At 62.7% G+C, this 22395-nt stretch carries 24 protein-coding genes; 12 read left to right on the forward strand and 12 right to left on the reverse strand.

Features of this window, described 5'->3' with window-relative positions:
- Window positions 1-54: 54 nt before the first annotated feature.
- On the forward strand, window positions 55-1188 hold the full coding sequence (locus BLS60_RS00050; RefSeq protein ID WP_092363300.1) for a lactonase family protein: 1134 nt from the start codon (window positions 55-57) through the stop codon (window positions 1186-1188).
- A gap of 65 nt (window positions 1189-1253) precedes the next feature.
- On the opposite strand, the gene BLS60_RS00055 is transcribed toward BLS60_RS00050, so the two are convergent.
- Genes BLS60_RS00055 through BLS60_RS00065 form a run of 3 tightly spaced genes read right to left on the reverse strand, consistent with a single transcriptional unit; the run spans window position 1254 to window position 4285 of the window.
- Complete coding sequence (locus tag BLS60_RS00055; protein ID WP_092363303.1) at window positions 1254-2561, reverse strand: CitMHS family transporter; 1308 nt, start codon at window positions 2559-2561, stop codon at window positions 1254-1256.
- Between the two features lie 54 nt (window positions 2562-2615).
- Window positions 2616-2939: an AtuA-related protein gene (locus BLS60_RS00060; RefSeq protein ID WP_092363306.1), complete on the reverse strand. Its 324-nt coding sequence runs from the start codon at window positions 2937-2939 to the stop codon at window positions 2616-2618.
- Window positions 2939-4285 (reverse strand): acyclic terpene utilization AtuA family protein, encoded by a 1347-nt coding sequence (locus BLS60_RS00065; protein ID WP_092363308.1) that lies wholly within the window; start codon window positions 4283-4285, stop codon window positions 2939-2941. Before BLS60_RS00065 ends, BLS60_RS00060 begins: the two co-directional genes overlap by 1 nt.
- A 108-nt stretch (window positions 4286-4393) precedes the next feature.
- Between BLS60_RS00065 and BLS60_RS00070 the strand changes: the two genes are divergently transcribed.
- The 3 genes from BLS60_RS00070 (at window position 4394) to rimI (ending at window position 6615) form a co-directional block, all read left to right on the forward strand.
- Window positions 4394-5287 carry a LysR family transcriptional regulator gene (locus BLS60_RS00070; protein WP_092363311.1) on the forward strand — a complete coding sequence of 298 codons (894 nt, stop codon included), beginning with the start codon at window positions 4394-4396 and terminating at the stop codon, window positions 5285-5287.
- A 120-nt stretch (window positions 5288-5407) separates the two neighbouring features.
- A complete protein-coding gene (locus tag BLS60_RS00075) occupies window positions 5408-6166 on the forward strand; it encodes an energy transducer TonB (RefSeq protein ID WP_420848415.1) in 759 nt (252 codons plus the stop codon).
- Window positions 6163-6615 carry a ribosomal protein S18-alanine N-acetyltransferase gene (rimI, locus tag BLS60_RS00080; RefSeq protein WP_092363314.1) on the forward strand — a complete coding sequence of 151 codons (453 nt, stop codon included), beginning with the start codon at window positions 6163-6165 and terminating at the stop codon, window positions 6613-6615. The genes BLS60_RS00075 and rimI overlap by 4 nt, the downstream gene beginning before the upstream one ends.
- Before the next feature lie 4 nt (window positions 6616-6619).
- Here the strand turns inward: rimI and BLS60_RS00085 are convergent, their stop codons facing one another.
- Window positions 6620-6865 carry a hypothetical protein gene (locus BLS60_RS00085; RefSeq protein ID WP_092363316.1) on the reverse strand — a complete coding sequence of 82 codons (246 nt, stop codon included), beginning with the start codon at window positions 6863-6865 and terminating at the stop codon, window positions 6620-6622.
- 173 nt (window positions 6866-7038) lie between these two features.
- Here BLS60_RS00085 and can point away from each other — a divergent pair, with 173 nt between their 5' ends.
- Both can and BLS60_RS00095 read left to right on the forward strand, forming a co-directional pair.
- Complete coding sequence (gene can, locus BLS60_RS00090; RefSeq protein ID WP_070881157.1) at window positions 7039-7680, forward strand: carbonate dehydratase; 642 nt, start codon at window positions 7039-7041, stop codon at window positions 7678-7680.
- Window positions 7677-8603 carry a DMT family transporter gene (locus tag BLS60_RS00095; protein ID WP_092363319.1) on the forward strand — a complete coding sequence of 309 codons (927 nt, stop codon included), beginning with the start codon at window positions 7677-7679 and terminating at the stop codon, window positions 8601-8603. The genes can and BLS60_RS00095 overlap by 4 nt, the downstream gene beginning before the upstream one ends.
- A gap of 77 nt (window positions 8604-8680) precedes the next feature.
- Here the strand turns inward: BLS60_RS00095 and BLS60_RS00100 are convergent, their stop codons facing one another.
- The gene (locus BLS60_RS00100) at window positions 8681-9598 is read right to left on the reverse strand and encodes an ABC transporter substrate-binding protein (protein WP_092363323.1); all 918 of its coding nucleotides are present in this window, start codon (window positions 9596-9598) and stop codon (window positions 8681-8683) included.
- 397 nt (window positions 9599-9995) lie between these two features.
- Between BLS60_RS00100 and BLS60_RS00105 the strand changes: the two genes are divergently transcribed.
- Entirely contained in the window at window positions 9996-10688 is a 693-nt protein-coding gene (locus BLS60_RS00105) for a hypothetical protein (protein WP_092365205.1), read from the forward strand.
- A gap of 30 nt (window positions 10689-10718) precedes the next feature.
- On the opposite strand, the gene BLS60_RS00110 is transcribed toward BLS60_RS00105, so the two are convergent.
- Window positions 10719-11060, reverse strand: a complete 342-nt coding sequence (locus BLS60_RS00110; protein ID WP_092363326.1) for a zinc ribbon domain-containing protein YjdM — start codon at window positions 11058-11060, stop codon at window positions 10719-10721.
- A 77-nt stretch (window positions 11061-11137) separates the two neighbouring features.
- Window positions 11138-11542, reverse strand: a complete 405-nt coding sequence (locus BLS60_RS00115) for a RidA family protein (protein WP_092363329.1) — start codon at window positions 11540-11542, stop codon at window positions 11138-11140.
- Between the two features lie 225 nt (window positions 11543-11767).
- On the opposite strand from BLS60_RS00115, the gene BLS60_RS00120 reads away from it, so the two are divergent.
- The gene (locus BLS60_RS00120) at window positions 11768-12661 is read left to right on the forward strand and encodes a YihY/virulence factor BrkB family protein (protein WP_070881160.1); all 894 of its coding nucleotides are present in this window, start codon (window positions 11768-11770) and stop codon (window positions 12659-12661) included.
- Here BLS60_RS00120 and BLS60_RS00125 read toward each other — a convergent pair.
- From BLS60_RS00125 to BLS60_RS00135, 3 genes are all read right to left on the reverse strand, one after another.
- On the reverse strand, window positions 12654-13136 hold the full coding sequence (locus tag BLS60_RS00125; RefSeq protein ID WP_092363332.1) for an LEA/WHy family protein: 483 nt from the start codon (window positions 13134-13136) through the stop codon (window positions 12654-12656). The two genes, BLS60_RS00120 and BLS60_RS00125, sit on opposite strands and share 8 nt — an antisense overlap.
- A 55-nt stretch (window positions 13137-13191) precedes the next feature.
- The gene (locus BLS60_RS00130) at window positions 13192-14037 is read right to left on the reverse strand and encodes a DMT family transporter (protein WP_092363335.1); all 846 of its coding nucleotides are present in this window, start codon (window positions 14035-14037) and stop codon (window positions 13192-13194) included.
- A 150-nt stretch (window positions 14038-14187) separates the two neighbouring features.
- Window positions 14188-14823 carry a TetR family transcriptional regulator gene (locus BLS60_RS00135; RefSeq protein ID WP_070881163.1) on the reverse strand — a complete coding sequence of 212 codons (636 nt, stop codon included), beginning with the start codon at window positions 14821-14823 and terminating at the stop codon, window positions 14188-14190.
- 198 nt (window positions 14824-15021) lie between these two features.
- On the opposite strand from BLS60_RS00135, the gene BLS60_RS00140 reads away from it, so the two are divergent.
- From BLS60_RS00140 to BLS60_RS00150, 3 genes are read left to right on the forward strand one after another with little or no spacing between them, the layout of a single operon-like run.
- On the forward strand, window positions 15022-16161 hold the full coding sequence (locus tag BLS60_RS00140) for an efflux RND transporter periplasmic adaptor subunit (RefSeq protein ID WP_070881164.1): 1140 nt from the start codon (window positions 15022-15024) through the stop codon (window positions 16159-16161).
- A gap of 14 nt (window positions 16162-16175) precedes the next feature.
- The gene (locus BLS60_RS00145) at window positions 16176-19319 is read left to right on the forward strand and encodes an efflux RND transporter permease subunit (RefSeq protein WP_092363338.1); all 3144 of its coding nucleotides are present in this window, start codon (window positions 16176-16178) and stop codon (window positions 19317-19319) included.
- Window positions 19316-20767 (forward strand): AdeC/AdeK/OprM family multidrug efflux complex outer membrane factor, encoded by a 1452-nt coding sequence (locus tag BLS60_RS00150; RefSeq protein WP_092363341.1) that lies wholly within the window; start codon window positions 19316-19318, stop codon window positions 20765-20767. The genes BLS60_RS00145 and BLS60_RS00150 overlap by 4 nt, the downstream gene beginning before the upstream one ends.
- A gap of 58 nt (window positions 20768-20825) precedes the next feature.
- On the opposite strand, the gene BLS60_RS00155 is transcribed toward BLS60_RS00150, so the two are convergent.
- Both BLS60_RS00155 and BLS60_RS00160 read right to left on the reverse strand, forming a co-directional pair.
- Window positions 20826-21266 (reverse strand): hypothetical protein, encoded by a 441-nt coding sequence (locus tag BLS60_RS00155; protein ID WP_092363344.1) that lies wholly within the window; start codon window positions 21264-21266, stop codon window positions 20826-20828.
- Window positions 21267-21384: 118 nt separating this feature from the next.
- Window positions 21385-21747 (reverse strand): RcnB family protein, encoded by a 363-nt coding sequence (locus BLS60_RS00160; protein WP_070881168.1) that lies wholly within the window; start codon window positions 21745-21747, stop codon window positions 21385-21387.
- 211 nt (window positions 21748-21958) lie between these two features.
- Here BLS60_RS00160 and BLS60_RS00165 point away from each other — a divergent pair, with 211 nt between their 5' ends.
- Window positions 21959-22348: a DUF3592 domain-containing protein gene (locus BLS60_RS00165; protein WP_070881169.1), complete on the forward strand. Its 390-nt coding sequence runs from the start codon at window positions 21959-21961 to the stop codon at window positions 22346-22348.
- The last annotated feature ends 47 nt before the right edge of the window (window positions 22349-22395 follow it).

Raw genomic sequence — 22395 nt, forward strand, 5'->3', positions numbered from 1 at the left:
TACGGGGTCATACGATGACTGACCACAATAATCACAACAACAAGGCCACCCATCATGTTCAAGCCGCTCCTGCTCGCCACCGCACTCGCTTCATCGCTGGCGCTTCCAGCCCACGCCGCTGCGCCCTTTGCCTACATTTCCAGCCCCAACGACGGGCTGATTTCCCAGTACCAGTTGGATGAAAGCAGTGGGGCCATCTCCCTGGTCGAGCAGACCAAGGCGGGTGACAAGGTCAATCCCATGGCGCTGTCGCCGGATGGCACCACGTTGTTCGCGGCACAGCGCGTCGCGCCGTTCACGGTGCTGGTCTACAGCATCGACGCGAAGACCGGGCATCTGCAGAAACGCAGCCAGGCGCCGCTGGCGGACAGCCTGGCGTACATCTCCACGGACCGTAGTGGCCGTTTTCTGATGGGCGCTTCCTACGGTGGCGCGGTGCTTACCGTGCAGGCCATTGATGCCGAACAGCAGGTGTCGGAAAAGGTTGCGGTGTATAAGACCGGCCCGTTCGCCCACTCGATTCGCAGCGATATCAGCGACCGTTTCGTCTATGCCGGCAACCTGGGCGCCGACAAGGTGCTGCAGTTCAGCCAGGACAAGAAAACCGGCGCGCTTACGCCCATCGGCGACGGCTACGCCAGCACAACCGCCAAGACCGGGCCGCGGCACATCGTGTTCTCGCCCAACGGCAAGTTCCTCTACGTGGTCGGCGAACTCAGTGGCGCCGTGACGGGCTACGCCATCAACCCTGATAGCGGCGCGCTGAAGCAGGTCAGCCATGCTGACGGTATTCCTGCCAGCCTGGGCCTTGCTCAGGGTGAGGCGCGCAGCGCCGCCAACAACGACCTCAAGGATGACCCGACGCCGCGCATCTGGGCCGCCGACATCCGCCTGTCGCCAGACGGCACGCTGCTGTACATCACCGAGCGCACCACCAGTTCGGTGTCGGCCTTCAAGGTCGATCCCGACAGCGGCAGCCTGAGTTTTGTCGGCAACTACCCGGTCGAGGAAAAGCAGCCGCGTAACATCGCCTTCTTCCCCAGTGGCAAGTGGCTGCTGGTGACTGGCGAGAAGAGCCAGACGGTGGGCAGCTATGCCATCGGTGATAAAGGCAGCCTGAAGCGAGTTGGCGAAGCGAAATCGGGTGATGGCGCGCTGTGGATCGAGATTCTGCAACCCAAGCCCTGATCTGTTTTCACCTTCAACAAAAAAGGATCGCCTCGGCGATCCTTTTTGTTGCTGTCTCGGGCTTTTTATACGGTGACGACGCCCAGCAGCACGGCGCTCGCCAGCATTACCAGACTGATACCCCAGGCCCACAGCACCGTGTAGCGGATGTGCTTGTAAAGCTCCACGCCCGCCAGGCCAATGGCCAGGTAAACACTGGGCACCACCGGGCTGACGCCGAAACCGGTGTTCTCGCCGATCAGCATGGCATTGGCCACGGATGCCGGATCAACACCGGCTGCCACCGCAACATCACGAATCACCGGCAGCAGCGCGAAGTAATAGGCATCCGGCGAGAACAGCATGCCCAGCGGTACACCGAAGGCGCCAATGATCACGTGCAGCCAGTTGGCCGAGCCCTCGGGCAGGATGTTGATCATCCAGTGCGCCATGCCCTCGGACATGCCAGCACCGGCCAGCACGCCGAGCAGAATGCCTGCCGCGAGCATGACCAGGGCCATCTGCATGGCATCGCTGGCGTGGCGCAGCACGGCTTTGTTCTGTTGCTCCAGGCTCGAATAATTGAGCACCAGCGCCACGCCGAGGCCGACCATGAAGCAGGCGAACAGTGGAAACGCGCCAGTGAACAGGCACACAAGAATGATTACGGTCAGCGTCAGATTGGCCCAGTAACGCCAGTCCCTTGGGCTGAGCAGGTGTGCGGTATCCGCAGCAGGGGTTTGATCTGGGGCGTACTGGCCCGTCACCACGCCACTGTTGGCGAGATGGCGCTGAGCGCGCAAACCGAGGAATACCGCCAGGCCCATTACCAGTGCCAAGCCGATCAGCTGGATCGGGATCAGCGAGATCCACAGTTGCGAGGCATCGATGCCGGTCACTGCCGAAGCGCGGGCAGTGGTACCGCCCCACGGCACCATGTTCATCACCCCGGCGCTGAGTACCACCAGGCACAGCAGCATCTCGCGGCTCATGCCCAGGCGTAGGTACAGCGGCAGCATGGCGGGGATGACCAGCAAGAAGGTCGCCGCGCCGATGCCGTCCAGGTGCGTGACGGCAGTCACCGCCACCGTGACGATCGCCACTGCCAGTGGGCGGCCTTTGGTGCATTTGAGCAGGAAGGTGACCAGTGGAGCGAACAGGCCGCGCTCGCGCATCACGCCGAAATAGAGGATGGCGAAGATGAACAGGGTGGCCGTAGGCGCGACTGCCTTCAGGCCTTCTGTGATGAACTTGCCGATCTCGCTCAGGCCGAAACCGGCGATCAGGCAGGCAATCACCGGCAAGGTGACGAACGCCACCAGCGGGGTAACGCGGCGCATCAGAATCAGCGCGACGATGACGAACATCAGGGTGAAGCCGAGGGCGGTGATCATGTTGATCTCTCCGATTTTATTATTGTTGGAGTCGCAAGGCTGAACGCGCGGGCGCTATGCAGGCGCGGGTAGCCTCAGGTCGAGCAATAGGTAGCTGAGGCTCTTGCCGTGCCGGTCGATGCCGGGGCTGGCATTCACGCCACCCTCCAGGGCGTTTTCCACCACGAAGTTGAAGCCGCCCAGATTCGGTAGCTCATAGCGGCGCACGCGGCCGATCTGCCGGTGAGCCAGGCAGCTCGCCACGCGCTCCACGGTGAGCTCGGCGGCCAGCCAGGCGTAATGCGCCGGGTCGTAGGCGAATATCGCGACGCTCAGAATGTTGCCCTTGTCGCCCGCGCGGGCATGGGCGTAATCACACAGCACTACGTTTTCGGTCATCAGAACCACTCCACCCGTTGCTGCACCTCGGTGCGTGGGATCAGAAAACTCGCGGTACCCAGCGACTCGCTCAGGTGCCGCCGCACGCCGCCGCCGCCTGCCGGGCCATTGGTGTACAGCGACTCGGCGTCGAGCAGCAGGTTTTCCAGCAGGGCCTGATCCTGGTCGACGAAGCTGATGCGCAGGCGCACGTCCTGCGGGTCAGGCGTCTGGGCCAGGCGCTGCTGCAGCCATTCGCCGCGGGCATCGTTGAACAGGCTGGCGACGCCGATCAGGTCGATCCAGGGTGTGAGCTGCGGCGCCAGGCGCGCGCAGCGTTGCAGCAGAATGTCGCGGGCCAGCACGGCGCGGGGCAGGGCGCCGGGCCCAGCGTAGGAGATTTCCGCTTCGGCAAACCATTTCCCGCGCAGGCCGACCAGCCCCTTGAGTTCGGCTGGGCGTGGATGGCCGCGCACGCCTTCGACCTCGACCCGGTCGGGGCCGACCTGGCGCACCCGTGCCTGGGTGAGATCCAGGGTCACGTCGGGGGTCAGGTAAGCGGCCGGGTCATGCACTTCGTAGAGCAGCTGTTCCTTGACCGTGCGCTCGGTAACGCAGCCGCCAGTGCCAGCCGCTTTGCCGATGGTCAGGCGGCCATCGGCCTGGATGCTGGCGATCGGGCAGCCGACATTGGCCAGGTCCGGCACGTCCTTGAGACCGGGGTGGGCGAAGTAGCCACCAGTGACCTGGGTGCAGCATTCGAGCAAGTGGCCCACCGTAGTGGCCAGGGCGACGCGGTCCCAGTCATCGGCCTGCCAGCCGAAGGCATGGCGCAACGGGCCGACCGCCAGGCTGGGGTCGGCCACGCGACCACAAAGGACGATATCGGCACCTTCGTCGAGGGCCTGAACGATACCATCGGCACCGGTGTAGACATTGACCGACACCACTTGGCCGTCCAGAGACTCGGGCAGCCAACGTTGCAGCGCGTCGTTCGAGTCGAGCAGATCGTCACCCAGTACGCAGGCGATGCGCGCCGCGGCGAAGCGGGTGCCTTGCAGAAGGTGGCGCAGGCGTCGGCCGGCGGCGCTGGGATTGGCCGCGCCACCATTGGTGATGATCGGAATGCCGGCCGCCAGGCAGGTCTCCAGCACCGGCTCGAGAAAGTCGAACAGGCGTGTGGCGTAACCGCTTTCGGTATCAGCCAGGCGGCGCAGTTGCGCTTCAGCAAGGGTGCGTTCGGCGAGCAGTTCGAAGAACAGGAAGCGGCGGCCGTCACGCGCGGCCAGGTCGCTGGCCAGCGCCAAGGCAGCATCGGGCCGGTCATTGGCGAAGCCGGCCCCACAACCGATATGGACTGTTGTCATCGTTATTGATCCGGGTCGAGGTCTGCTGGCAGGGTGCAGCGTGCGGATTTAGTTGTGAATTCGAAATGTGATATCAATTGATAAGTTAATTTTATAAGAGCGGTGATCATGGACATCAGCTTCCGCCAGCTGCAGGCCTTCGTATTGATCGCCGAGCAGCGCAGCTTCAGTCGCGCCGCCGAGCAGATTCACCTGTCGCAGCCGGCGCTCAGCTACAGCCTGCGCAAGCTGGAAGAGGCGCTGGGGCTGTCGCTGTTCGCGCGCAACACGCGCAGCGTGGAGCTGACCGAGGCCGGGGTGCGCTTTCTGGAACAGGCGCGGCGGTTGTTGCGCGACATGCACAACGCGGTGCACGACGCTCACGAGCAGGTGCACCTGCAGAGCGGCTCGTTGCGCATCGGCGTGCTGCCGTCGGTGGCCATCGAGCCGCTGCCTCGGGTGCTCGTTGAGTATCGCCGGCGTTATCCGGGTATCGAGATCAGCCTGCGCGACGGTCGTGCCGGGGAAATTCGCCAGTGGGTCAGCGCTGCCGAAGTGGACTTCGCCATCACCTCGGTGGCCGAAGAGCCCGGCGTACTGGATTTTCAAGCGCTTTATGACGACAGCCTGGTTCTGCTGGTTCAAGGCTTGAGTAAGCTGCCTGCAGGCGGCCTGGTCGCGGCCGTGCGCGAGCTGGATTACATCGCCACTACCCGAGATACCAGCCTGCGCACCATGGCCGACCAGACTCTCGAACGCATGGGCCTGGTGCCCGCGCCGCGCTGGGAGGTGGCCTACATGAGCAGCGCAGCAGCGCTGGCGCGTGCGGGGCTGGGCTATGCGCTGCTACCGGCAAGCGTGGCGGATACCTTCAATGCCGGCGGCAGCCTGTCCGTGCATCCGCTGCCGCATGCGCCTTTGCGCGGCATTGGCGTGCTGCAGCGCAAGCCCTGTTACCTGAGCCCGCCGGCTCAGGCGTTCGTCAGTCTGCTCAAGCAACATGCAGCGTGCGCCGATGATTAGCCTGGCGAGAGGGCTACCCGCAGCCGGCGATTCACGCGACAATCAGCGCCCTTGAAAATCGATGTGCCGGGTACCCAAGATTTGAACACCGAGCTGCGACGCCGCGCTTATCTGGATGCCATGCAAGTGGCCAGCTGGCTGCCGCGTGTCGAACTGCCCTTCGCGGCGCCGTCGCGGCCCGAGCTGCTGGTTGCCTTCGAGCCGGAGCCCGAGCCTCAAGTAGCCGCAGCGCCTCAGGCGAAGGCGCCGCCAGCCTCGCCGGGGGTGGCGCCCGCTAGCAACGATGCGGTCCGCGAGCGGCCACGCATCGAAGTGCCCAAGCCTGGTGCTGCCAAGGCCAGCGAGCCCGCAGCTGCTGCCGAAGTCAGTACGCCGGTACGTGAGCGCCCGGTACCGCCGCCGCGGTTCGCCCTGCAGCTGTTGCGTGCCGGCAGCTGTGCGTTGCTGGTCGAGCTGCCTACGGGCGAGCCGTTCCAGAGTCGCGACCCGTCCTACCTGCTGCTCAAGGATCTGCTGCGTGCTGCCGGCCTGCCGGATGCGCCGCAGATTATCGGCGAGCCGGTGCGTTGGCCCTTGCTGGTGCGCGGCAATATGGATCAGGGCCCGCAGGCGGCCCTGGACTTCGTGCAGAGTTTTATCGGCGCGCGGCTGGAGGAGCAGGAACCCTGCGCCTGCCTGTGGCTGATCGGCCTGCCGGCGATCCGCTTCGCCGGCGACGCGGATGCCGAGGCCTACAACCGCGAGCTGCAAGTCGAAGAACTGGGCGCCGCGTGGGCGTTGCCGGGGCTGGAGCTGCTGATGGACGAGCCGCAGCGCAAGCGCGAGTTGTGGCAGGCCATGCAGCGGGTACGTCGTCGCTGGCTGGAGGCTTCGGCATGAGCGAGGCAATTTCCTTCCGCCGGGCGACCGAGGCGGATATCGAGGCGGTGTTGAAGATCGAATACGCGGCTTTCAGCCATCCGTGGACGCGCGGCATCTTTCTCGACAGCCTGAAATCCTACGAAGTGTGGCTGATGTTCGAAGGCAGCCAGCAGGTCGGCCACGGGGTGATCAACGTGATCATCGATGAGGCGCACCTGCTCAACATCACCGTAAAGCCAGAAAGCCAGGGTCGCGGATTGGGCCTGCGGTTGCTCGAGCACCTGATGGAGCGCGCCGCTCAGCTCAAGGCTGGCGAGTGTTTCCTCGAAGTGCGCTCAAGCAATCAGTCGGCCTATCGTCTTTATGAGCGCTACGGCTTCAACGAGATTGGCCGGCGCCGCGATTACTACCCGGCGCCGGGTGGTCGTGAAGATGCGCTGGTGATGGCCTGCACCCTCGTCGAGTGATACATCAGCGGCGCGCCTGACGCCGCAGTTCGCGTTCCTCATCGACCAGGCTCAAATCGTATTTGTCCAACAGCGCGGGTGCGCCATCGCTGTCTTCTTGCTCATCGGCTGGCTTGCCCGCGCACGGCTGTTGCCTGGCGTGCGCGTCGCTATGCGTCTGCCCCGCTGGACACTGGCCACGGGATGAAAAGCTCCCCGACCGTGAATGGCTCTCGGGTGGTTCGCTGTTTTCCGGCTGTTTGTCAGTCATGACGACCTCTTATCTGTCGATGGCTACCCGCTATGGACGGTCATGCAGACGCAAAGATTCAGCGTTTCGTCGGGGCAGCCCTGCCCGCAGTGCTCAGCCGGCGCAGAAATCGTCTTGTCAAAAAGGCCGATGCATCCGTATGGTGCGCATCGACCTTTTCCGGAGCGACTGGGATGAGCGACCTTAAGCACCTGTTCGACAACAATGAGCGCTGGGCAGAGAACATTACCCAGAACGATCCGGACTTCTTTCCACGCCTGGCGCGCCAGCAGACGCCGGAGTACCTGTGGATTGGCTGTTCGGACGCCCGCGTGCCGGCCAACGATATCGTCGGCCTGCTGCCTGGCGAGCTGTTCGTGCACCGTAATGTGGCGAACGTGGTGCTGCACACCGACCTCAATTGCCTGTCGGTAATCCAGTACGCGGTCGATGTGCTCAAGGTTCGCCACATCCTGGTGACCGGCCACTACGGCTGTGGCGGTGTGCGTGCGGCCATGCACGACACCCAGTTCGGTCTCATTGATGGCTGGCTGCGCAATATCCGCGACCTCTATTACGAGCAGCATGAACACCTGGCCGGCTTCACCGACGAGGAAGCGCGGGTGGACCGCCTGTGCGAGCTGAACGTGATGAAGCAGGTCGGCAATGTCAGCCGCACCAGCATCATTCAGAACGCCTGGCACCGCGGTCAGTCGCTTTCTGTGCACGGCTGCATCTACGGCCTCAAGGATGGTCGCTGGAAAGACCTCGACGTGACCGTGAGCGGTGCCGAGCAGTTACCCGAGCAATACCGCCTGCGCCCATTGCAATCATGAGCACGACAGGATCATCTCGCTCGCTGGCCATCGCTGGGGTTCTGGTGGCCGTGTTGTGCTGGGCCGGCAACGCGCTCGTAGCGCGCGCGTTTGCCGGCGAAATCCCGCCGTTTGCGCTGGCCTTCTGGCGCTGGAGCCTGGCCCTGGTGATCGTGCTGCCCTTCGTGGCGTTACCCATCTGGAGACATCGCGCCGAGGTGCGACATGCAAGCTGGCGCCTGCTGCTTATCGCTGCATTCGGTATCGCCGGCTACAACACCTTCTTGTACAGCGCCGCGCAGACCACCGCCGCCATCAACATCACTCTGGTCAACACCTGCGTTCCGCTGATGACCTTCATCTTTGCCGGGTTGCTGCTCGGCGCGTGGCCAACCCGCCGCGCCTGGTGGGGCATGGCGGTGGCGGTATTGGGGCTGCTGGTGCTGATCTGTCGTGGAGACTGGCAGACCCTCGCCCGGCTGGAGTTCAACCGCGGCGACCTGATCATGTTGATGGCGGTGGTCGACTGGGCGCTCTATACCGTGCTGCTGCGCCGCTGGGCAGCATACCTGGCACCCATCCCGCCGCTGGCGCTGCTGGGAATATTCATGCTGCTCGGCGTGCCGTTGATTCTGCCGCTGTATCTCTATGAGCTGTCCACTGGCGCGCAATTGCTTGCAACGCCGGCGAATCTGGCCGCCATTGGTTACACCGCAGTGTTCGCATCGCTGGTGGCTTATCTGGGCTGGAACAACGGCGTGAAGGTGCTCGGCGCGTCGACGGCGGCCATGGGCAATTACCTGATGCCGGTGTTCACGGCGATTCTTGGCTGGGTATTGTTGGGCGAGGCGCTGCAGGTCTTCCATTGGATCGGCGGCGCGATGATCTTTGCCGGCTTGCTGCTGGCCACGTTGCCGAAACGTTCACAGCACCGGGCGGCCTGAGCTCGCGCAACGTGCGACACCCAAGGCAATGCCCTGGGTGTCGCTTCCATCGAACCGCGCAGAGGGGCTGTCAGTCGCTAGCGGTATGCCGCGAGCACCTGATCGATTTGCAGATCGAGGCTCTGCAGACCACCGCCGGACAGGTACCACAGCGGCGGATCGAGGTAGACAATGCGCTTGGCCTGGGCGGCTGGCGTGCTGGCCAGTGGCGAGTCGGCCAGCGTGGCGACGTCCAGCGGCGTGGCACCGATGGCTGCGCTGCGGTCGATGATGAATATCACCTCCGGGTTGGCGGCCGCGATGTTTTCAGCGCTGAGCGGCTGTGGGCGCTGCCGCGGCGCATCGGGCGCCTGTGCTGGGGGAGCCGGCAAGGCGCGCGGCGCTTGCAGCAGGGAATAGATCACCGACTGTTCGGTTGGCGCGAAGCGACCGTCGTTGTGGGTCAGCACCAGAGTCCTTTTGCCGGATGCGGCGATGGCTTGGCGCGCGCTCTCGGCCTTGGCGCCGAGCCTTGCGAGTGCCTGGTTGGCCTCGGTGGCCTTGCCGAACAGCTGCCCGAGCAACGTGACGTTGTGAGCGACCCCCGCGAAGTAGTCGTCACCGGTAATGGCCATATCCAGGGTCGGTGCGATCTGCTGCAGCGCGGCGCGGCTCTCACCCTGGCGCCCGGTAATCAGAATCAGCTCGGGTTGCAGGTTGCGCACCGTGTCGACCTCAGGTTTTTTCATCCCGCCAGCATCGCGAAGCGTGCCGGTCTTATCGGCCAGGTAGGGCGGCACGCTTGCAGGCGTTGCGACCACTCGGTCACCCACGCCCAGCGCGATCATGGTGTCGTAACTGCCGAAATCGAAACTGACGACTCGCTTGGGATTGGCGGCAATTTCGACCTGCTCACCGGCCTGGGCTACGCGGACGCTACCAGGTTGTTGTGAACTGTTGTGGCTGCAGCCGGCAATTGCCAGTGCCAGCACAGTAATTAGAGTGGCCTTGTTCACCTGAATGATGCTCCTTGGTGGTGATGGATCGCGGACGAAGTGCCGGAATCTTCAGGGCGGGGAAACATAGCATTGCAGGTTGATCGAGAAGCTTTCTCAATGGGTAAAGATTGCAAACATCAGCCGTATCCCTGGGCTTAGTAAGGCTAATTTCAGGGGCAGGAAAACTTTGCCGGGCTGTCGAGGGTCTATCCCGTGACGGGTGTACGTGACAAACGTGACGCCGTAACGGGCATAAGGGCAATCTGCTTGCTAGTGTTATGCCATCTGCAGAAGGATGGGCCGTGAGTTAATGGATTACTCGCACGCTTCTTTAGCTATCGAATCACCCGCCGTCACCCCGCTGACGGCGTCTTGCGTGCCGCGCCGCAGCACCTGCTGGCAGGGCCTGGTTTTGATGGCGATGGTGCTTTGCCTGAGCGGGTGTGCCCGTAATCAGAATAACGGCGCCTTTATCAGCAACAGTGCTGCTGCCACGCCCGGTGAGCTGTTCCAGACCAGTTCGGACCGCGTTGCAACCATCGGCATGCGCAACAACCTCAACAGCTTGTACCGGCTGATGGACAAGCTCTACCAGCGTAACCCGCGGGAATGGCGCAAGAGCGGGTTGGGTGACCGCGACGCGACCCAGCGCGCCGTGCAGCAGGCCATCGAAGAGGGGAGGCCGCCGCCATCGCTGGCCGGTCGGCAGGATATCGTGGCGCTCAGCTACGCATTGAGCAGCGAATTCGAAGGCGACCGCGTCGGCGCCTTCATCTATGCCATCGGCAGCATGCTGGTGACCGCCCATGGCGGGCGTACGCAGTTCTATCTCACCGACTCCATCGACGCGCAGTTCGTGCACAACGCGGCGCGTAATATCGAGAAAGCCACCTGGCTGCTTGCGACCCGGCGCGATGCCCAGGGAAACCCGCTGCTGTTGTCCAACGAGATCTCCGAGCAAGGGCGCAACCTGAGCTTCGCCGTCGAGTTCGGCAAGATCGTTGCCCGCCTTGATTACCTCAGCGATGTACTCGACGAGCGCTACCGACGCATCGGCGTCAACTATGCGCACAGCTTGCTGTTCCTGAACTTCCTGCCCGTGCAGTGAGTCGGCGCCTGTGCAGCGCGCTGCTCGCAGTCAGACCTTTCTGACGAACTCGGATTTGAGTTTCATCGCGCCGATGCCGTCGATCTTGCAGTCGATGTCGTGATCGCCATCGACCAGGCGGATACCCTTGACCTTGGTGCCGACCTTGACCACCAGCGACGAGCCCTTGACCTTGAGGTCCTTGATCACGGTGATGGTGTCGCCGTCCTGCAGCACGTTGCCAACCGAATCCTTGATCACCTTGGCGTCATCGCCAGACGCTTCGCTGGCGGTGGCCGACCATTCATGGGCACATTCCGGGCAGACCAGCTGGGTGCCGTCTTCGTAGGTGTATTCGGAGTTGCAGGCGGGGCAGGGAGGCAGCGTGCTCACGGGGAATCCTTCTGAGGCCGGTGATAAAAAGGCCGCAGATTATATAGGGTTTTTTGACTGCCCGCAGAAGCGCGGCGTCAGGCGTCCGGCAGCAGCGCTTCGGCTTCGATCTCGACCAGCCACTGCGGCTCCGACAGGCCACTGACCACGATCCAGGAGGTGGCAGGCGGCTGCTCGGGAAAGTATTCGCGCAGCGTCTCGACGATGCACGCCTGGTCGTCGCGGGCTGCCACGGCAATATAGATGCGCATCACCAGCACGTGCGCCATGTCGCCGCCGGCGTGTTCGATAAGCCTGCGCACGTTGTGCAGGGCTGCGCGGGTCTGGCTGGCCAGGTCATCACCGACCAGGCGCTCGTGCTCATCCACGCCGATCTGCCCGGAAAGGTGCAAACGCCGCCCGCCCTGGCTGATCACGGCCTGGCTGAAGCCATACTGCAGGGTGTCGAATACGCAATCCGGATTGAGCGTTTGTCTGTGCATCAGTGCCTCCTTGGCAAAACAGCCAGCCAGTCTAGAGCGCCCTTGCGCAGCAATTAAGCGTACAACTGTTACCAGCTGTACGCTGCGCAGTGCGGATAAGCCGAACTCATGCCGGGTTCGGTACCTCCAAGCGAGAGCGGGGGGCTGATCGGTAATCGGCCGCTGCACCTGTCGACGATTCAACCGGCCGCACGCAGGCGGCCAGCCATAGCCAGCGGAGGCGCTATGTTTTTACCCAACTTGCAGGGTGTCAGCCTGTTCCAGGTGATGAAGAAGACGGTGATTGACTTCATCGAGGACGAGCTGCCTACCTACGCGTCGGCCCTGGCGTTCCAGATGTTCTTTTCGCTGTTTCCCTTCCTGTTGTTTCTGGTCGCGCTGATCAGCCTGCTGGATATGCAGCCGTTCTTCGACTGGCTTCGCCAGCAGGCCGAGCTGGTGCTGCCACTGTCGACGGTAGAGCTGGTCAATCCGGTGATCGATCAGTTGCAAACCCAGAAGGCCGGGCTGTTCTCGATTGGTATCGTGGTGGCGCTGTGGACGGCTTCTTCGGCGGTGCGCTCGACCATGGACGCGATGAACAAGGCCTATGGCGTGAAGGAAGGCCGCAAGCCCTGGAAGCGCATTCCGCTGTCGCTGTTCTACACCATCGGCATCGCCGCCGCGCTGCTCACTGCAGCGGCGCTTATGGTGCTTGGGCCGCAAGTGATGAACTGGCTGGCGCATCAGATCGGTATCGAGCAGATCGTGGTCACGCTGTGGAATTGGCTGCGCTGGCCGGTGGCGATTTCTCTGTTGATGATCGTGGTGGCGGTGGTGTACTTCGTGGCGCCTGATGTGGAGCAGCGGTTCCGCTTCATCACGCCTGGCTCGGTGCTGGCCGTGGTGGTGTGGATTGGCGCATCACTGGGTTTTGCCTACTACGCGCAGAATTTCGCCAACTACAACGCCACCTACGGCAGCATCGGCGCAATCATCATTTTCCTGCTGTACCTGCACATCTCCTGCGCAGTACTGCTGTTCGGTGCCGAGCTCAACGCAGTCATCGAGCATTTCTCGAAAGAGGGCAAAGAGCCCGGCGACAAGCAGATCCTCCCGGAAAACGAGCCCGCTACCTGACGGCGGGCTGCGCCGGCGGCCACGTCAGCTGGCCGCTGTCACTGAAGCGGCGGGTACCGAAAAGGCCATCGGCGAGTTTGCCACGCAGTTGGTACGGCAGGCTCTGCCCAGGCTGATGGCCGCTGGCGCCCCACGCCTGGCGAAGCACCGAGTAAGCGGAAATGGTTACCGGTACGCGGATGATCGCCTCGCCAAAACGCGGCACCTGACCTTGTTGGTCGCTGACGCCACGGGCTAACGGCTGATCGTTGATGTCCAGCTGCAGCGATACGCCGTTGAAGTCGATAGCGCTTTCGTTGGGGTTCTGTACGCGCAACTTCACTGCAAAGCGCATCTCCAGGCCCTCGCCAGGCAATGGCTCGAGGCCGACCAGGTCGATATGCAGCGGGTCGCGCGGCGTCAAACTGGCGCAGGCGCAGAGGCCCGTTATCAGTAAAAGAACAGTCAGATGGCGTAGCCGGCCAGCAAAGCGCATGGCGTTTCTCCGGTTATCGAACGTGCTGTTGTGACCACTCCGGGCTGTGTTCGGCTCAGGCCTTTGCGCGTTGCCGGGCGCCGAGTACCAAGGCGATGCCACCGAGTACGGCCAGCGAGCTGAGGCTCAAACGCAGAGTCAGGGCTTCGCCGAGAAGCAGGCTGCCAGCCAAGGCGGTGATGATCGGCACGCTGAGCTGGACGGTTGCCGCCTGAATGGCCTTGAGCTCGCTGATGGCCGTGTACCAGATCGCGTAACCAAGGCCGGACGCCAACGCGCCGGAGGCCAGGGCGTAAAGAGCACCGGCCATGTCCCAGCGGGCGCTGTACGTCAGTACCAAGCTGAGCAGTATCGCGATGGGTACGCAGCGCAGAAAGTTGCCGGTAGTGGCGGCGAGTGCGTCGCTGTTGCCGCGGCCCAGCAGCGAATAGGCGCCCCAAGCCGCGCCTGCGATAAGCATCAACAATGAGGGTGCGAGGGCCGGCGCACTGGCGCCCGGCAGCAACAGCACCAGCAGCCCGGCAAACGCCAGCGACAAGCCGGCAAGGCTTGCCGAACTCGGCCGCTCCCCTTGTCGCCATCCCCACAGCAGCATGCTGATCTGCACCGCGCCGAACAGCAGCAGTGCGCCTGTGCCGGCATCGAGGCTGACATAGGCGAAGGAAAACGCTGCCGCATAAATGAACAGCGCGGCGGCGCCGTACCAGCTGCCTCCGACCGGGAAGCCACGCTGGCGCAGACGCAGCAGCAGCGCCAGCATTAAGGCTCCGCTAAGCAGGCGCAGGTTGGTAAAGGTGGCAGGGTCGATCTGCGTGGTTTTTAGAGCCAAGCGGCAGAGCAGCGAGTTACCCGCGAAGGCGAGCATGGCAACGGCGGTGAGGAGCAGGGTGCGTGCTGACATGGGCCATCCTTTTGCGCAGGTCTGGCAGTGAGTCGAGCCGTTCACGCGCGGCGGCATTCTGCCGCTGCGCTGATGGGTGGGGTGAGTGTAAGCAACGCAGGCATCGACGGGTATGCACAGAAGGTCTTACAGCGGGACGATGTGATTAGCTCAGGCGCTGCGCAGGGCGCGGCTGTGCAGCAGCATGTCGATCATCGCCTCGACCATCGCGTGGGCGTGGGCGCCGAGGTCATAGGCATCGGGATTGAGCAGCCAGTGCGCCTGGATGCCATCCATATAGGCGTGCAGGCAGATGGCGGCCCGTTGGCAATCCAGATCGGCAGGCAGCTGGCCTCGGTTGACTGCATTGCGTAACGTTTTTGCAATGCGCTGGTCGCAATCTTGGTTGAAGGCTTGCATCTGTTGACGCAGATCGCCGAGTTCGGCGGTGTATTCGCACTTGTACTGGAGGATTTCCCCAACGCGCCGGCATTGAGCGTCGCTGTGCATGCGCATGAGCAGTTGCACCAATAGCTGGCGCATGTGGCCCAGCGGGTCGGGCTCGTCTTCGCTCTCACAGGCCTGCGCCAGTTCTTCCTGGGGCAGCATGAGGCGGTCGAGCATGGCCTGGAAAACGTCGACCTTGTTCTGGAAATGCCAATAGATCGCGCCGCGTGTTACGCCGGCCGATGTTGCGATATCCGCCAGCGAGGTGCTGGACACGCCTTTGTCGTAGAACACACGTTCGGCTGCATCAAGGATGTGCGCCCGGGTCTCTTCGGCTTCCTCTTTGGTGCGTCTCGCCATTGAGCAGTTACCACACAGAAAAAAATGGATGTACAGCCTGGGCTGAAGTCTTAGATCGCCACAGTGTTACACAAAAGATGCGTTTACAAACATTCTCGAATGTAAGTATATTTACCGTCTATTCCTACTATTCACCTCGGCTATCTGCCAGGTACCGCCCGCGCGGCTCGAATCAATATGACAATGAGGTTCTTTCAGATGCAGAAGAAGCCAGCCTTCGCCGCTATGGTTTCCGCTATCGCTCTGGCCACGCTGATGCTCGCTGGTTGCAGCGAAGAGGCAGCGCCACCACCGCGCCAGGCGCCTACCGTCGGCATCGTGACGTTGCAGGCTGAGCCCTACACGCTGACCACCGAGCTGCCCGGCCGTACCGCTGCGTACCGGATTGCCGAAGTACGCCCGCAGGTCGATGGCATCATCCAGAAGCGCCTGTTCAAGGAAGGTTCGGAAGTCAAAGCCGGCCAGCAGCTGTATCAGATCGATGCGGCGGTATACGAGGCCGCTGCCAAAAGCGCCCAGGCCACCCTGGCGTCTGCAAAATCCCTGGCAGAGCGCTACAAGGACTTGGTCGCCGATCAGGCAGTGAGTCGTCAGGCTTATGACGAAGCCCAGGCCTCTCGCTTGCAGGCGGAAGCGGCGCTGGAACAGGCGCGCATCAACGTGCGATACACCAAAGTGCTCGCGCCAATCGCTGGCCGCATCGGCCGTTCGGCAGTCACCGAGGGTGCGCTGGTCAGCAGCGGCCAGACCAACGCCATGGCCACCATCCAGCAGCTCGACCCCATTTATGTCGACGTGACCCAGCCGAGCAGGGACCTGCTACGCCTGCGCCGTGACCTGGAAAGCGGTCAGTTGCAGAAAGTGGGTGAAAACGCCGCGAAGGTGCAATTGCGCCTGGAAGACGGCAGCACCTACCCGCACGACGGCAAGCTTGAATTCTCTGAAGTGTCGGTTGATGAGGGCACTGGCTCAGTCACCCTGCGCGCCGTGTTCCCTAACCCGGACCACACCCTGCTGCCAGGCATGTTCGTGCATGCGCGCCTCGCCGCTGGCGTCAATCAGCAGGCCATCCTCGCGCCGCAACAGGGCGTGACGCGCAACGCCAAAGGTGAGCCCACCGCGCTGGTGGTCAATGCCGAGAACAAGGTCGAACTGCGTCAGCTCCAGGCTGAGCGCACCGACGGTAACCGCTGGGTGATCCGCGAAGGTCTGAGTGCCGGCGACAAGCTGATCACCGAAGGCCTGCAGTTCGTGCAGCCGGGCGCCGAGGTGAAAACCACCGAGGCGAAGAACGTGGCCGAGCCGAAGCCGGCCGCTGACCAGGCTGAAAGCCGCTAAGGAGCGATTACACGATGTCGAATTTCTTCATCGACAGGCCGATTTTCGCCTGGGTGATCGCCTTGGTGATCATGCTGGCAGGCGGTCTGTCCATTCTCAAATTGCCGGTCAACCAGTACCCGAGCATCGCGGCGCCGGCCGTGAGCATCCAGGTCAACTACCCGGGTGCCTCTGCGCAGACCGTGCAGGACACCGTGGTACAGGTGATCGAGCAGCAGATGAACGGTATCGACGGGCTGCGTTACATCAGCTCGGCGAGCAACTCCGATGGCAGCATGGAGATCACCGTCACCTTCAACCAGGGCACCAACCCGGACATCGCTCAGGTTCAGGTGCAGAACAAGCTGCAGCTGGCGACGCCGCTGCTGCCTCAGGAAGTGCAGCAGCAGGGTCTGCGGGTTACCAAGGCGGTGAAGAACTTCCTGTTGGTGATCGGTGTGGTTTCCACTGACGGCAGCATGACCAACCAGGATCTCTCCAACTACATCGTCGCTAACATGCAGGACCCGATTTCACGTACCTCGGGCGTTGGTGACTTCCAGGTGTTCGGTGCTCAGTACGCCATGCGTATCTGGCTGGATCCGGCCAAGCTCAACAACTACCAGCTGACCCCGACCGATGTGCGCAGTGCCGTCCAGGCGCAGAACGTGCAGATATCCTCGGGCCAGTTCGGCGGTTTGCCGGCATCTCCGGGGCAGCAACTCAATGCCACGATTATCGGCAAGACGCGCCTGCAGACTCCCGAGCAGTTCCGCGACATCCTGCTCAAGGTCAACCGTGACGGCTCCCAGGTGCGCCTCGGTGATGTCGCCAAGGTCGAACTCGGCGGCGAGAACTACAACATCCGTGCGCAATTCAACGGCAACCCGGCATCCGGCCTGGCGATCAAGCTGGCCAGCGGTGCCAACGCCCTGGACACCGCCAAAGCCATTCGCGCCACCATTGACGAGCTGAAGCCGTTCTTCCCGGCCGGCATGGAAGTGGTAATGCCGTATGACTCCACGCCCGTGGTCGAGGAGTCGATTCACGGCGTGGTCATGACCCTGATCGAAGCCTTCGTGCTGGTGTTCCTGGTGATGTACCTGTTCCTGCAGAACTTCCGTGCCACGCTGATCCCGACCCTGGCCGTGCCAGTGGTGCTGTTGGGTACCTTCGGCGTGCTGGCGGTGTTCGGCTACAGCATCAACACCCTGACCATGTTTGCGATGATTCTGGCCATCGGTCTGCTCGTGGACGATGCCATCGTGGTGGTCGAAAACGTCGAGCGGGTGATGCGTGAGGAAGGCTTGTCGCCGCTCGAGGCCACACGCAAATCCATGGGCCAGATACAGGGTGCGCTGGTGGGCATCGGCGTGGTGCTGTCGGCGGTACTGCTGCCAATGGCCTTCTTCGGCGGCTCGGTGGGTGTGATCTACCGGCAGTTCTCGATCACCATCGTTTCGGCCATGGTGTTGTCGGTGATCCTCGCGCTGATCTTTACCCCGGCCCTGTGCGCCACCATGCTCAAGCCGATCGCCAAGGGCGATCATCACGAGAAGCGCGGTTTCTTCGGCTGGTTCAACCGCACCTTCGAGCGCAGCGTGGACAGCTACGAGCGCGGCGTACGTGGGGTGGTCAAGCGCAAGGCGCCGTTCCTGATCATCTACGCAGTTATCGTTGCAGTCGCCGGCTGGCTGTTTACCCTGATTCCGTCGGCGTTCCTGCCCGAGGAAGATCAGGGTGTGCTGTTCGCCCAGGTGCAGACGCCGTCCGGCTCCAGCGCTCAGCGTACCCAGGCGGTCGTCGACGACATGCGCAAGTACCTGCTCGAAGACGAAAAAGACGTGGTCAACTCGGTGTTCACCGTGACCGGCTTCAACTTCGCCGGCCGCGGCCAGAGCTCGGGTATGGCGTTCATCATGCTCAAGCCGTGGTCCGAGCGTACCGCTGACGGCACCAGCGTGTTCGACCTGGCACAACGGGCGCAAGGCCGATTCTTCGGCGGCGAGTTCCGTGACGCCATGGTCTTCGCCTTCGCCCCGCCAGCTGTCATGGAATTGGGTAACGCCACCGGCTTCAACCTGTTCCTGCAGGACCGCGCCGGTGTTGGCCAGGCCACCCTGAACGAGGCCCGTGACAAGTTCCTGCAACTGGCCAACCAAAGCCCGGTGCTCAGCAGCGTGCGCGCCAACGGGTTGCTCGATGAGCCGCAGTACAAGTTGCTGATCGATGACGAAAAGGTTCGCACCCTCGGTGTGTCCCTCGCGGATGTGAACAGCACCCTGCAGATCGGTTGGGGCGGCAGCTACGTCAACGACTTCATCGACAAGGGTCGGGTCAAGAAGGTCTATCTGCAGGGCGAAAGCGACGCGCGGATGAACCCCGAGGATCTGAACAAGTGGCACGTGCGTAATGATCAGGGTCAGATGGTGCCGTTCAGTGCCTTCGCCTCCGGTGAGTGGACTTACGGCTCGCCGAAGCTCTCGCGTTACAACGGCGTAAGCGCAATCGAGATTCTCGGTGCACCGGCACCGGGCCACAGCTCCGGTGAAGCAATGGCCGAGGTCGAGCGTATCGCTGGCGAATTGCCGCAGGGCATCGGCTACGACTGGACTGGGCAATCCTACGAGGAGCGTCTGGCTGGCTCGCAGACCCTGGCACTTTACGCGCTGTCGTTGCTGGTAGTGTTCCTCTGCCTGGCGGCGCTGTACGAAAGCTGGTCGATTCCGTTCTCGGTGATCCTGGTCGTTCCGCTCGGTATCCTCGGTGCGCTGCTGTTCACCCTGGGCCGCGGCTTGTCCAACGACGTGTTCTTCCAGGTGGGGCTGATTACCACCATCGGGTTGTCGGCACGTAATGCGATCCTGATCGTCGAGTTCGCCAAGGCGCTGCACGAGGAGGGCAAGAGCCATCTCGAGGCAGCGGTCGAAGCGTGCCGTATGCGTCTGCGTCCGATCATCATGACCTCCCTGGCGTTCATCCTCGGTGTGGTTCCGCTGGCCATCTCCAGCGGTGCAGGCGCCGGCAGCAAGCACGCCATCGGTACGGGTGTAATCGGCGGTATGCTGACTGCGGCGGTGTTGGCGATCTTCTGGATTCCGCTGTTCTACGTGGTGGTCAGCTCGATGTTCAAAGACAAGAGCGTCAAAAAACCTAATGATGAGGAGGCGGTCCAGTGAGGCAGTCCCTGTTGTCTCTGGCGGTCGCGAGCATCGTGCTCAGCGGCTGCAGCATGATTCCCGACTACCAGCGTCCTGAAGCGCCAGTAGCCAATGCCTGGCCGCAAGGTCAGGCCTATGAAGGCAGCGCAGCTCAGGGGACGGTCATCGCGGCCGATCTCGGCTGGCGCGAGTTTCTGCGTGACCCGGCGTTGCAACGGCTGGTGGAAACCGCGCTGGCCAACAACCGCGACCTGCGCGTCGCCGCGTTGAACGTCGAGGCCTACCGCGCCCAGTACCGCATCCAGCGTTCCGAGTTGTTCCCCAACATCTCGGCCGATGGCAGTGGCACGCGCCAACGCACACCCGCTGATTTGTCGCAGACCGGCCGTTCGACCGTTGGTGGGCAATACAGCGCCACCGTCGGTGTGAACTCCTGGGAAGCCGACTTCTTTGGTCGCCTGCGTAGCCTCAACGAGCAGACGTTGCAGCAGTACTTCGCCACAGAAGAAGCGCAGCGCAGCGCTCAGATCAGCCTGATCGCCAGCGTGGCCAACGCCTACCTGACGTTGCAGGCCGACGAGGCGCTGCTGAAGGTGACCCGCGAAACCTTGGGCACTTTCCAGCGCAGCCTGGAGCTGACTCAACGCAGCTTCGACGTTGGCGTCACCGACGCACTGGCACTGAGCCAGTCGCGTACGTCGGTGCAGACCGCGCAGGCCAACCTGGCCCAGTACACCCGTCTGGTCGCTCAGGACCGTAACGCCCTGGCAGTATTGCTTGGCGGCCCGGCCCCGGCCGATCTGCCGCAAGGTGAGGGGCTGGACAAGCAACTGCTGGCTGAGGTCCCGGCTGGTCTGCCGTCCGACCTGCTGCAGCGTCGCCCGGATGTGCTGCAGGCCGAGCGTGAATTGCTCGCCGCCAACGCCAGCATTGGCGCCGCGCGTGCGGCGTTCTTCCCGAGTATCAGCCTGACCGCCAACGCCGGCACCGCCAGCAGCCAGCTTTCCGGATTGTTCGACGGTGGCTCGGGCACGTGGCTGTTCCAGCCGCAGATCAACCTGCCGATCTTCACGGCTGGCCGTCTGCGCGCGAACCTCGACTATGCCGAGATTCAGAAGAACATCCAGGTGGCGAACTACGAGAAAGCGGTGCAAACCGCCTTCCAGGAAGTCGCCGATGGCCTGGCGGCTCGCGGTACCTTCGAAGAGCAACTGCAGGCTCAGCGCAGCCTGGTGGAAACCTCGGAAAGCTACTATGACCTCGCTGACCGTCGCTTCCGTACCGGCGTGGACAGCTACCTGACGCTGCTCGATGCTCAGCGTCAGCTGTTCACCGCGCAGCAGCAGTTGATCGGCGTTCGCTTGTCGCAGCTGACTAGCGAGATCAACCTGTACCGTGCGCTTGGGGGCGGCTGGAGCGAGCGCACTCAGACCGCACCTGCTACGGCTGCCGCACCACAGTCCTGATCGGTTTCGGTCAGGCGAAAAAAAGCCCCGGACTTCCGGGGCTTTTTCATATCTGCAGCTAGCGGCTCGGGGCAGGAATCTGCAGTTCGGTGGTTTGCGCTTCCTTGGCAGGCATGGCGAGCGGCTCGCGACCGCTGGGATCCTTCAGCGCACGCTGCCTGGCATTGGCTGCCATTTGCTCGGACCAGGCGAATTGCAGGTCGCGGTATTGAGGCGCCACAGCAGCGCTGTTGAGGCGCGCCTGTTCTTGCCAGAACGCGGCGTCGCCGCGCCACCAGGGATCTTCGCCAGGGGCGGGCGGCTCTACCATCAGCGCCTTGACGGTCGCCTTGCTCGGGGTCACCTCGATTACTGTCGGCGCTGCGGGCAGCGGCATGGGGCGCAGCACCGTAAACAGGCAAGCACCGCCATACGCCATCGCGGCGCCTACGGCAATTGCCGCGACGCCGCGAACGAGCTCATTTGGCGGGCTGAAGGATCGATCAATTGAAGCTTTCATCATCCATCCCTAGAAGAGAAAGAACCGGCGCTGACAGACGGCGAGAATGTCTGTGAATGATAGCCAGCTGCACGATATTGACGAGGCTTTTTTACGTCACTATCACGCCTTTTATCGGTTACTTGGCCTTGATAATGCGCTGAATGGTACCGGTATTGTTATTAAGCAACACATAGTCGGTGCCAATCTTTACCCAATGCTCGTGTTCCTTGTCTTCAGGCTCGGGCAGGTCGTGTTTTTTCAGATCCTTGATGGCGTAATCGTCGCGCCAGTATTTGTGGGGCGCAGGCGTGCCTTCCTTGAGATGACCGATATGCATCGGGTCCTTGGCTTCCGGATCTTCTTGATCAGGTTGTTGCTGCAATACCTGGTCTTGATAGACCTCACGGGCCGGCTCCTGCTTTGCCGGGTCGGCGGCGTGGGCGAGGCCGGTCATCAGTAGAGCGCCGAACAGTACGCTGAGGGTAGGCGTGGTTTTCATGGTGACTCTCCTTAATCCGTGTGCATGTTTATGGACACGGGCAGGTTGCAGAAAACTCAACCTAAATTTCAGGTGCAGCGGCAACCTGCCGTTTCGCCTGTGCTGGGGCGCGAGGCTGTACGAGTTGCGGGCCGCCGAACGGTGATCGTTTTCAATGAACCTTCGTTGCGCCTGAAGCGCCTATTGTTGATCTTAATTGTTCGAGTCCGTCATGCCTGTTTCCGTATTTCTCGCCCTGGTCTTTGGTTGCGTCGGTGCCGTGCTGATGGGCATCGGCTTGTCCCGCCGCCGGGCCAGCCGTGACTGGCAGCAGGCCCAGGGGCGGATCATCGCCAGCGACTGGGGGCTCAACACCTCGAGCCGCTACCCACGTTTCGAATGGCGCGACGAAGACGGCAACCTGCACATGCACGAAAGCAGCATGAGCAGCTGGCGCCACTACCGCAAAGGCGACCCGGTGCCGGTGCGCTACGACCCAACGTTTCCCAAGCGCGCCGTGATCGACACACCGGTGCAGCGCGGCGCGTCGTTCTTCTGGCTGGGCGTGCTGCTGTGCAGCGTTTCCGGCTCCTTCCTGCTCGTCGAGTTGCTGCTCGAATAGCCCTTCCGGGGCCAACTGCCGTTGGCCCGCGACGATCCAGCACATAC

The organism is Phytopseudomonas seleniipraecipitans, from assembly GCF_900102335.1.
Classification (GTDB): Bacteria; Pseudomonadota; Gammaproteobacteria; order Pseudomonadales; family Pseudomonadaceae; genus Aquipseudomonas; species Aquipseudomonas seleniipraecipitans.

What these genes read in the sequence shown, in the direction of transcription:
- BLS60_RS00160 (WP_070881168.1), bottom strand. Translation starts at nt 21,747, where the DNA reads ATGAAAACCACGCCTACCCTCAGCGTACTGTTCGGCGCTCTACTGATG.
- BLS60_RS00125 (WP_092363332.1), bottom strand. Translation starts at nt 13,136, where the DNA reads ATGCGCTTTGCTGGCCGGCTACGCCATCTGACTGTTCTTTTACTGATA.
- can (WP_070881157.1), top strand. Translation starts at nt 7,039, where the DNA reads ATGAGCGACCTTAAGCACCTGTTCGACAACAATGAGCGCTGGGCAGAG.
- BLS60_RS00130 (WP_092363335.1), bottom strand. Translation starts at nt 14,037, where the DNA reads ATGTCAGCACGCACCCTGCTCCTCACCGCCGTTGCCATGCTCGCCTTC.
- BLS60_RS00155 (WP_092363344.1), bottom strand. Translation starts at nt 21,266, where the DNA reads ATGAAAGCTTCAATTGATCGATCCTTCAGCCCGCCAAATGAGCTCGTT.
- BLS60_RS00050 (WP_092363300.1), top strand. Translation starts at nt 55, where the DNA reads ATGTTCAAGCCGCTCCTGCTCGCCACCGCACTCGCTTCATCGCTGGCG.
- BLS60_RS00055 (WP_092363303.1), bottom strand. Translation starts at nt 2,561, where the DNA reads ATGATCACCGCCCTCGGCTTCACCCTGATGTTCGTCATCGTCGCGCTG.
- BLS60_RS00145 (WP_092363338.1), top strand. Translation starts at nt 16,176, where the DNA reads ATGTCGAATTTCTTCATCGACAGGCCGATTTTCGCCTGGGTGATCGCC.
- BLS60_RS00115 (WP_092363329.1), bottom strand. Translation starts at nt 11,542, where the DNA reads ATGCACAGACAAACGCTCAATCCGGATTGCGTATTCGACACCCTGCAG.
- BLS60_RS00085 (WP_092363316.1), bottom strand. Translation starts at nt 6,865, where the DNA reads ATGACTGACAAACAGCCGGAAAACAGCGAACCACCCGAGAGCCATTCA.
- BLS60_RS00065 (WP_092363308.1), bottom strand. Translation starts at nt 4,285, where the DNA reads ATGACAACAGTCCATATCGGTTGTGGGGCCGGCTTCGCCAATGACCGG.
- BLS60_RS00135 (WP_070881163.1), bottom strand. Translation starts at nt 14,823, where the DNA reads ATGGCGAGACGCACCAAAGAGGAAGCCGAAGAGACCCGGGCGCACATC.
- BLS60_RS00075 (WP_420848415.1), top strand. Translation starts at nt 5,408, where the DNA reads ATGCAAGTGGCCAGCTGGCTGCCGCGTGTCGAACTGCCCTTCGCGGCG.
- BLS60_RS00140 (WP_070881164.1), top strand. Translation starts at nt 15,022, where the DNA reads ATGCAGAAGAAGCCAGCCTTCGCCGCTATGGTTTCCGCTATCGCTCTG.
- BLS60_RS00165 (WP_070881169.1), top strand. Translation starts at nt 21,959, where the DNA reads ATGCCTGTTTCCGTATTTCTCGCCCTGGTCTTTGGTTGCGTCGGTGCC.
- BLS60_RS00070 (WP_092363311.1), top strand. Translation starts at nt 4,394, where the DNA reads ATGGACATCAGCTTCCGCCAGCTGCAGGCCTTCGTATTGATCGCCGAG.
- BLS60_RS00120 (WP_070881160.1), top strand. Translation starts at nt 11,768, where the DNA reads ATGTTTTTACCCAACTTGCAGGGTGTCAGCCTGTTCCAGGTGATGAAG.
- BLS60_RS00105 (WP_092365205.1), top strand. Translation starts at nt 9,996, where the DNA reads ATGGCGATGGTGCTTTGCCTGAGCGGGTGTGCCCGTAATCAGAATAAC.
- BLS60_RS00095 (WP_092363319.1), top strand. Translation starts at nt 7,677, where the DNA reads ATGAGCACGACAGGATCATCTCGCTCGCTGGCCATCGCTGGGGTTCTG.
- BLS60_RS00060 (WP_092363306.1), bottom strand. Translation starts at nt 2,939, where the DNA reads ATGACCGAAAACGTAGTGCTGTGTGATTACGCCCATGCCCGCGCGGGC.
- rimI (WP_092363314.1), top strand. Translation starts at nt 6,163, where the DNA reads ATGAGCGAGGCAATTTCCTTCCGCCGGGCGACCGAGGCGGATATCGAG.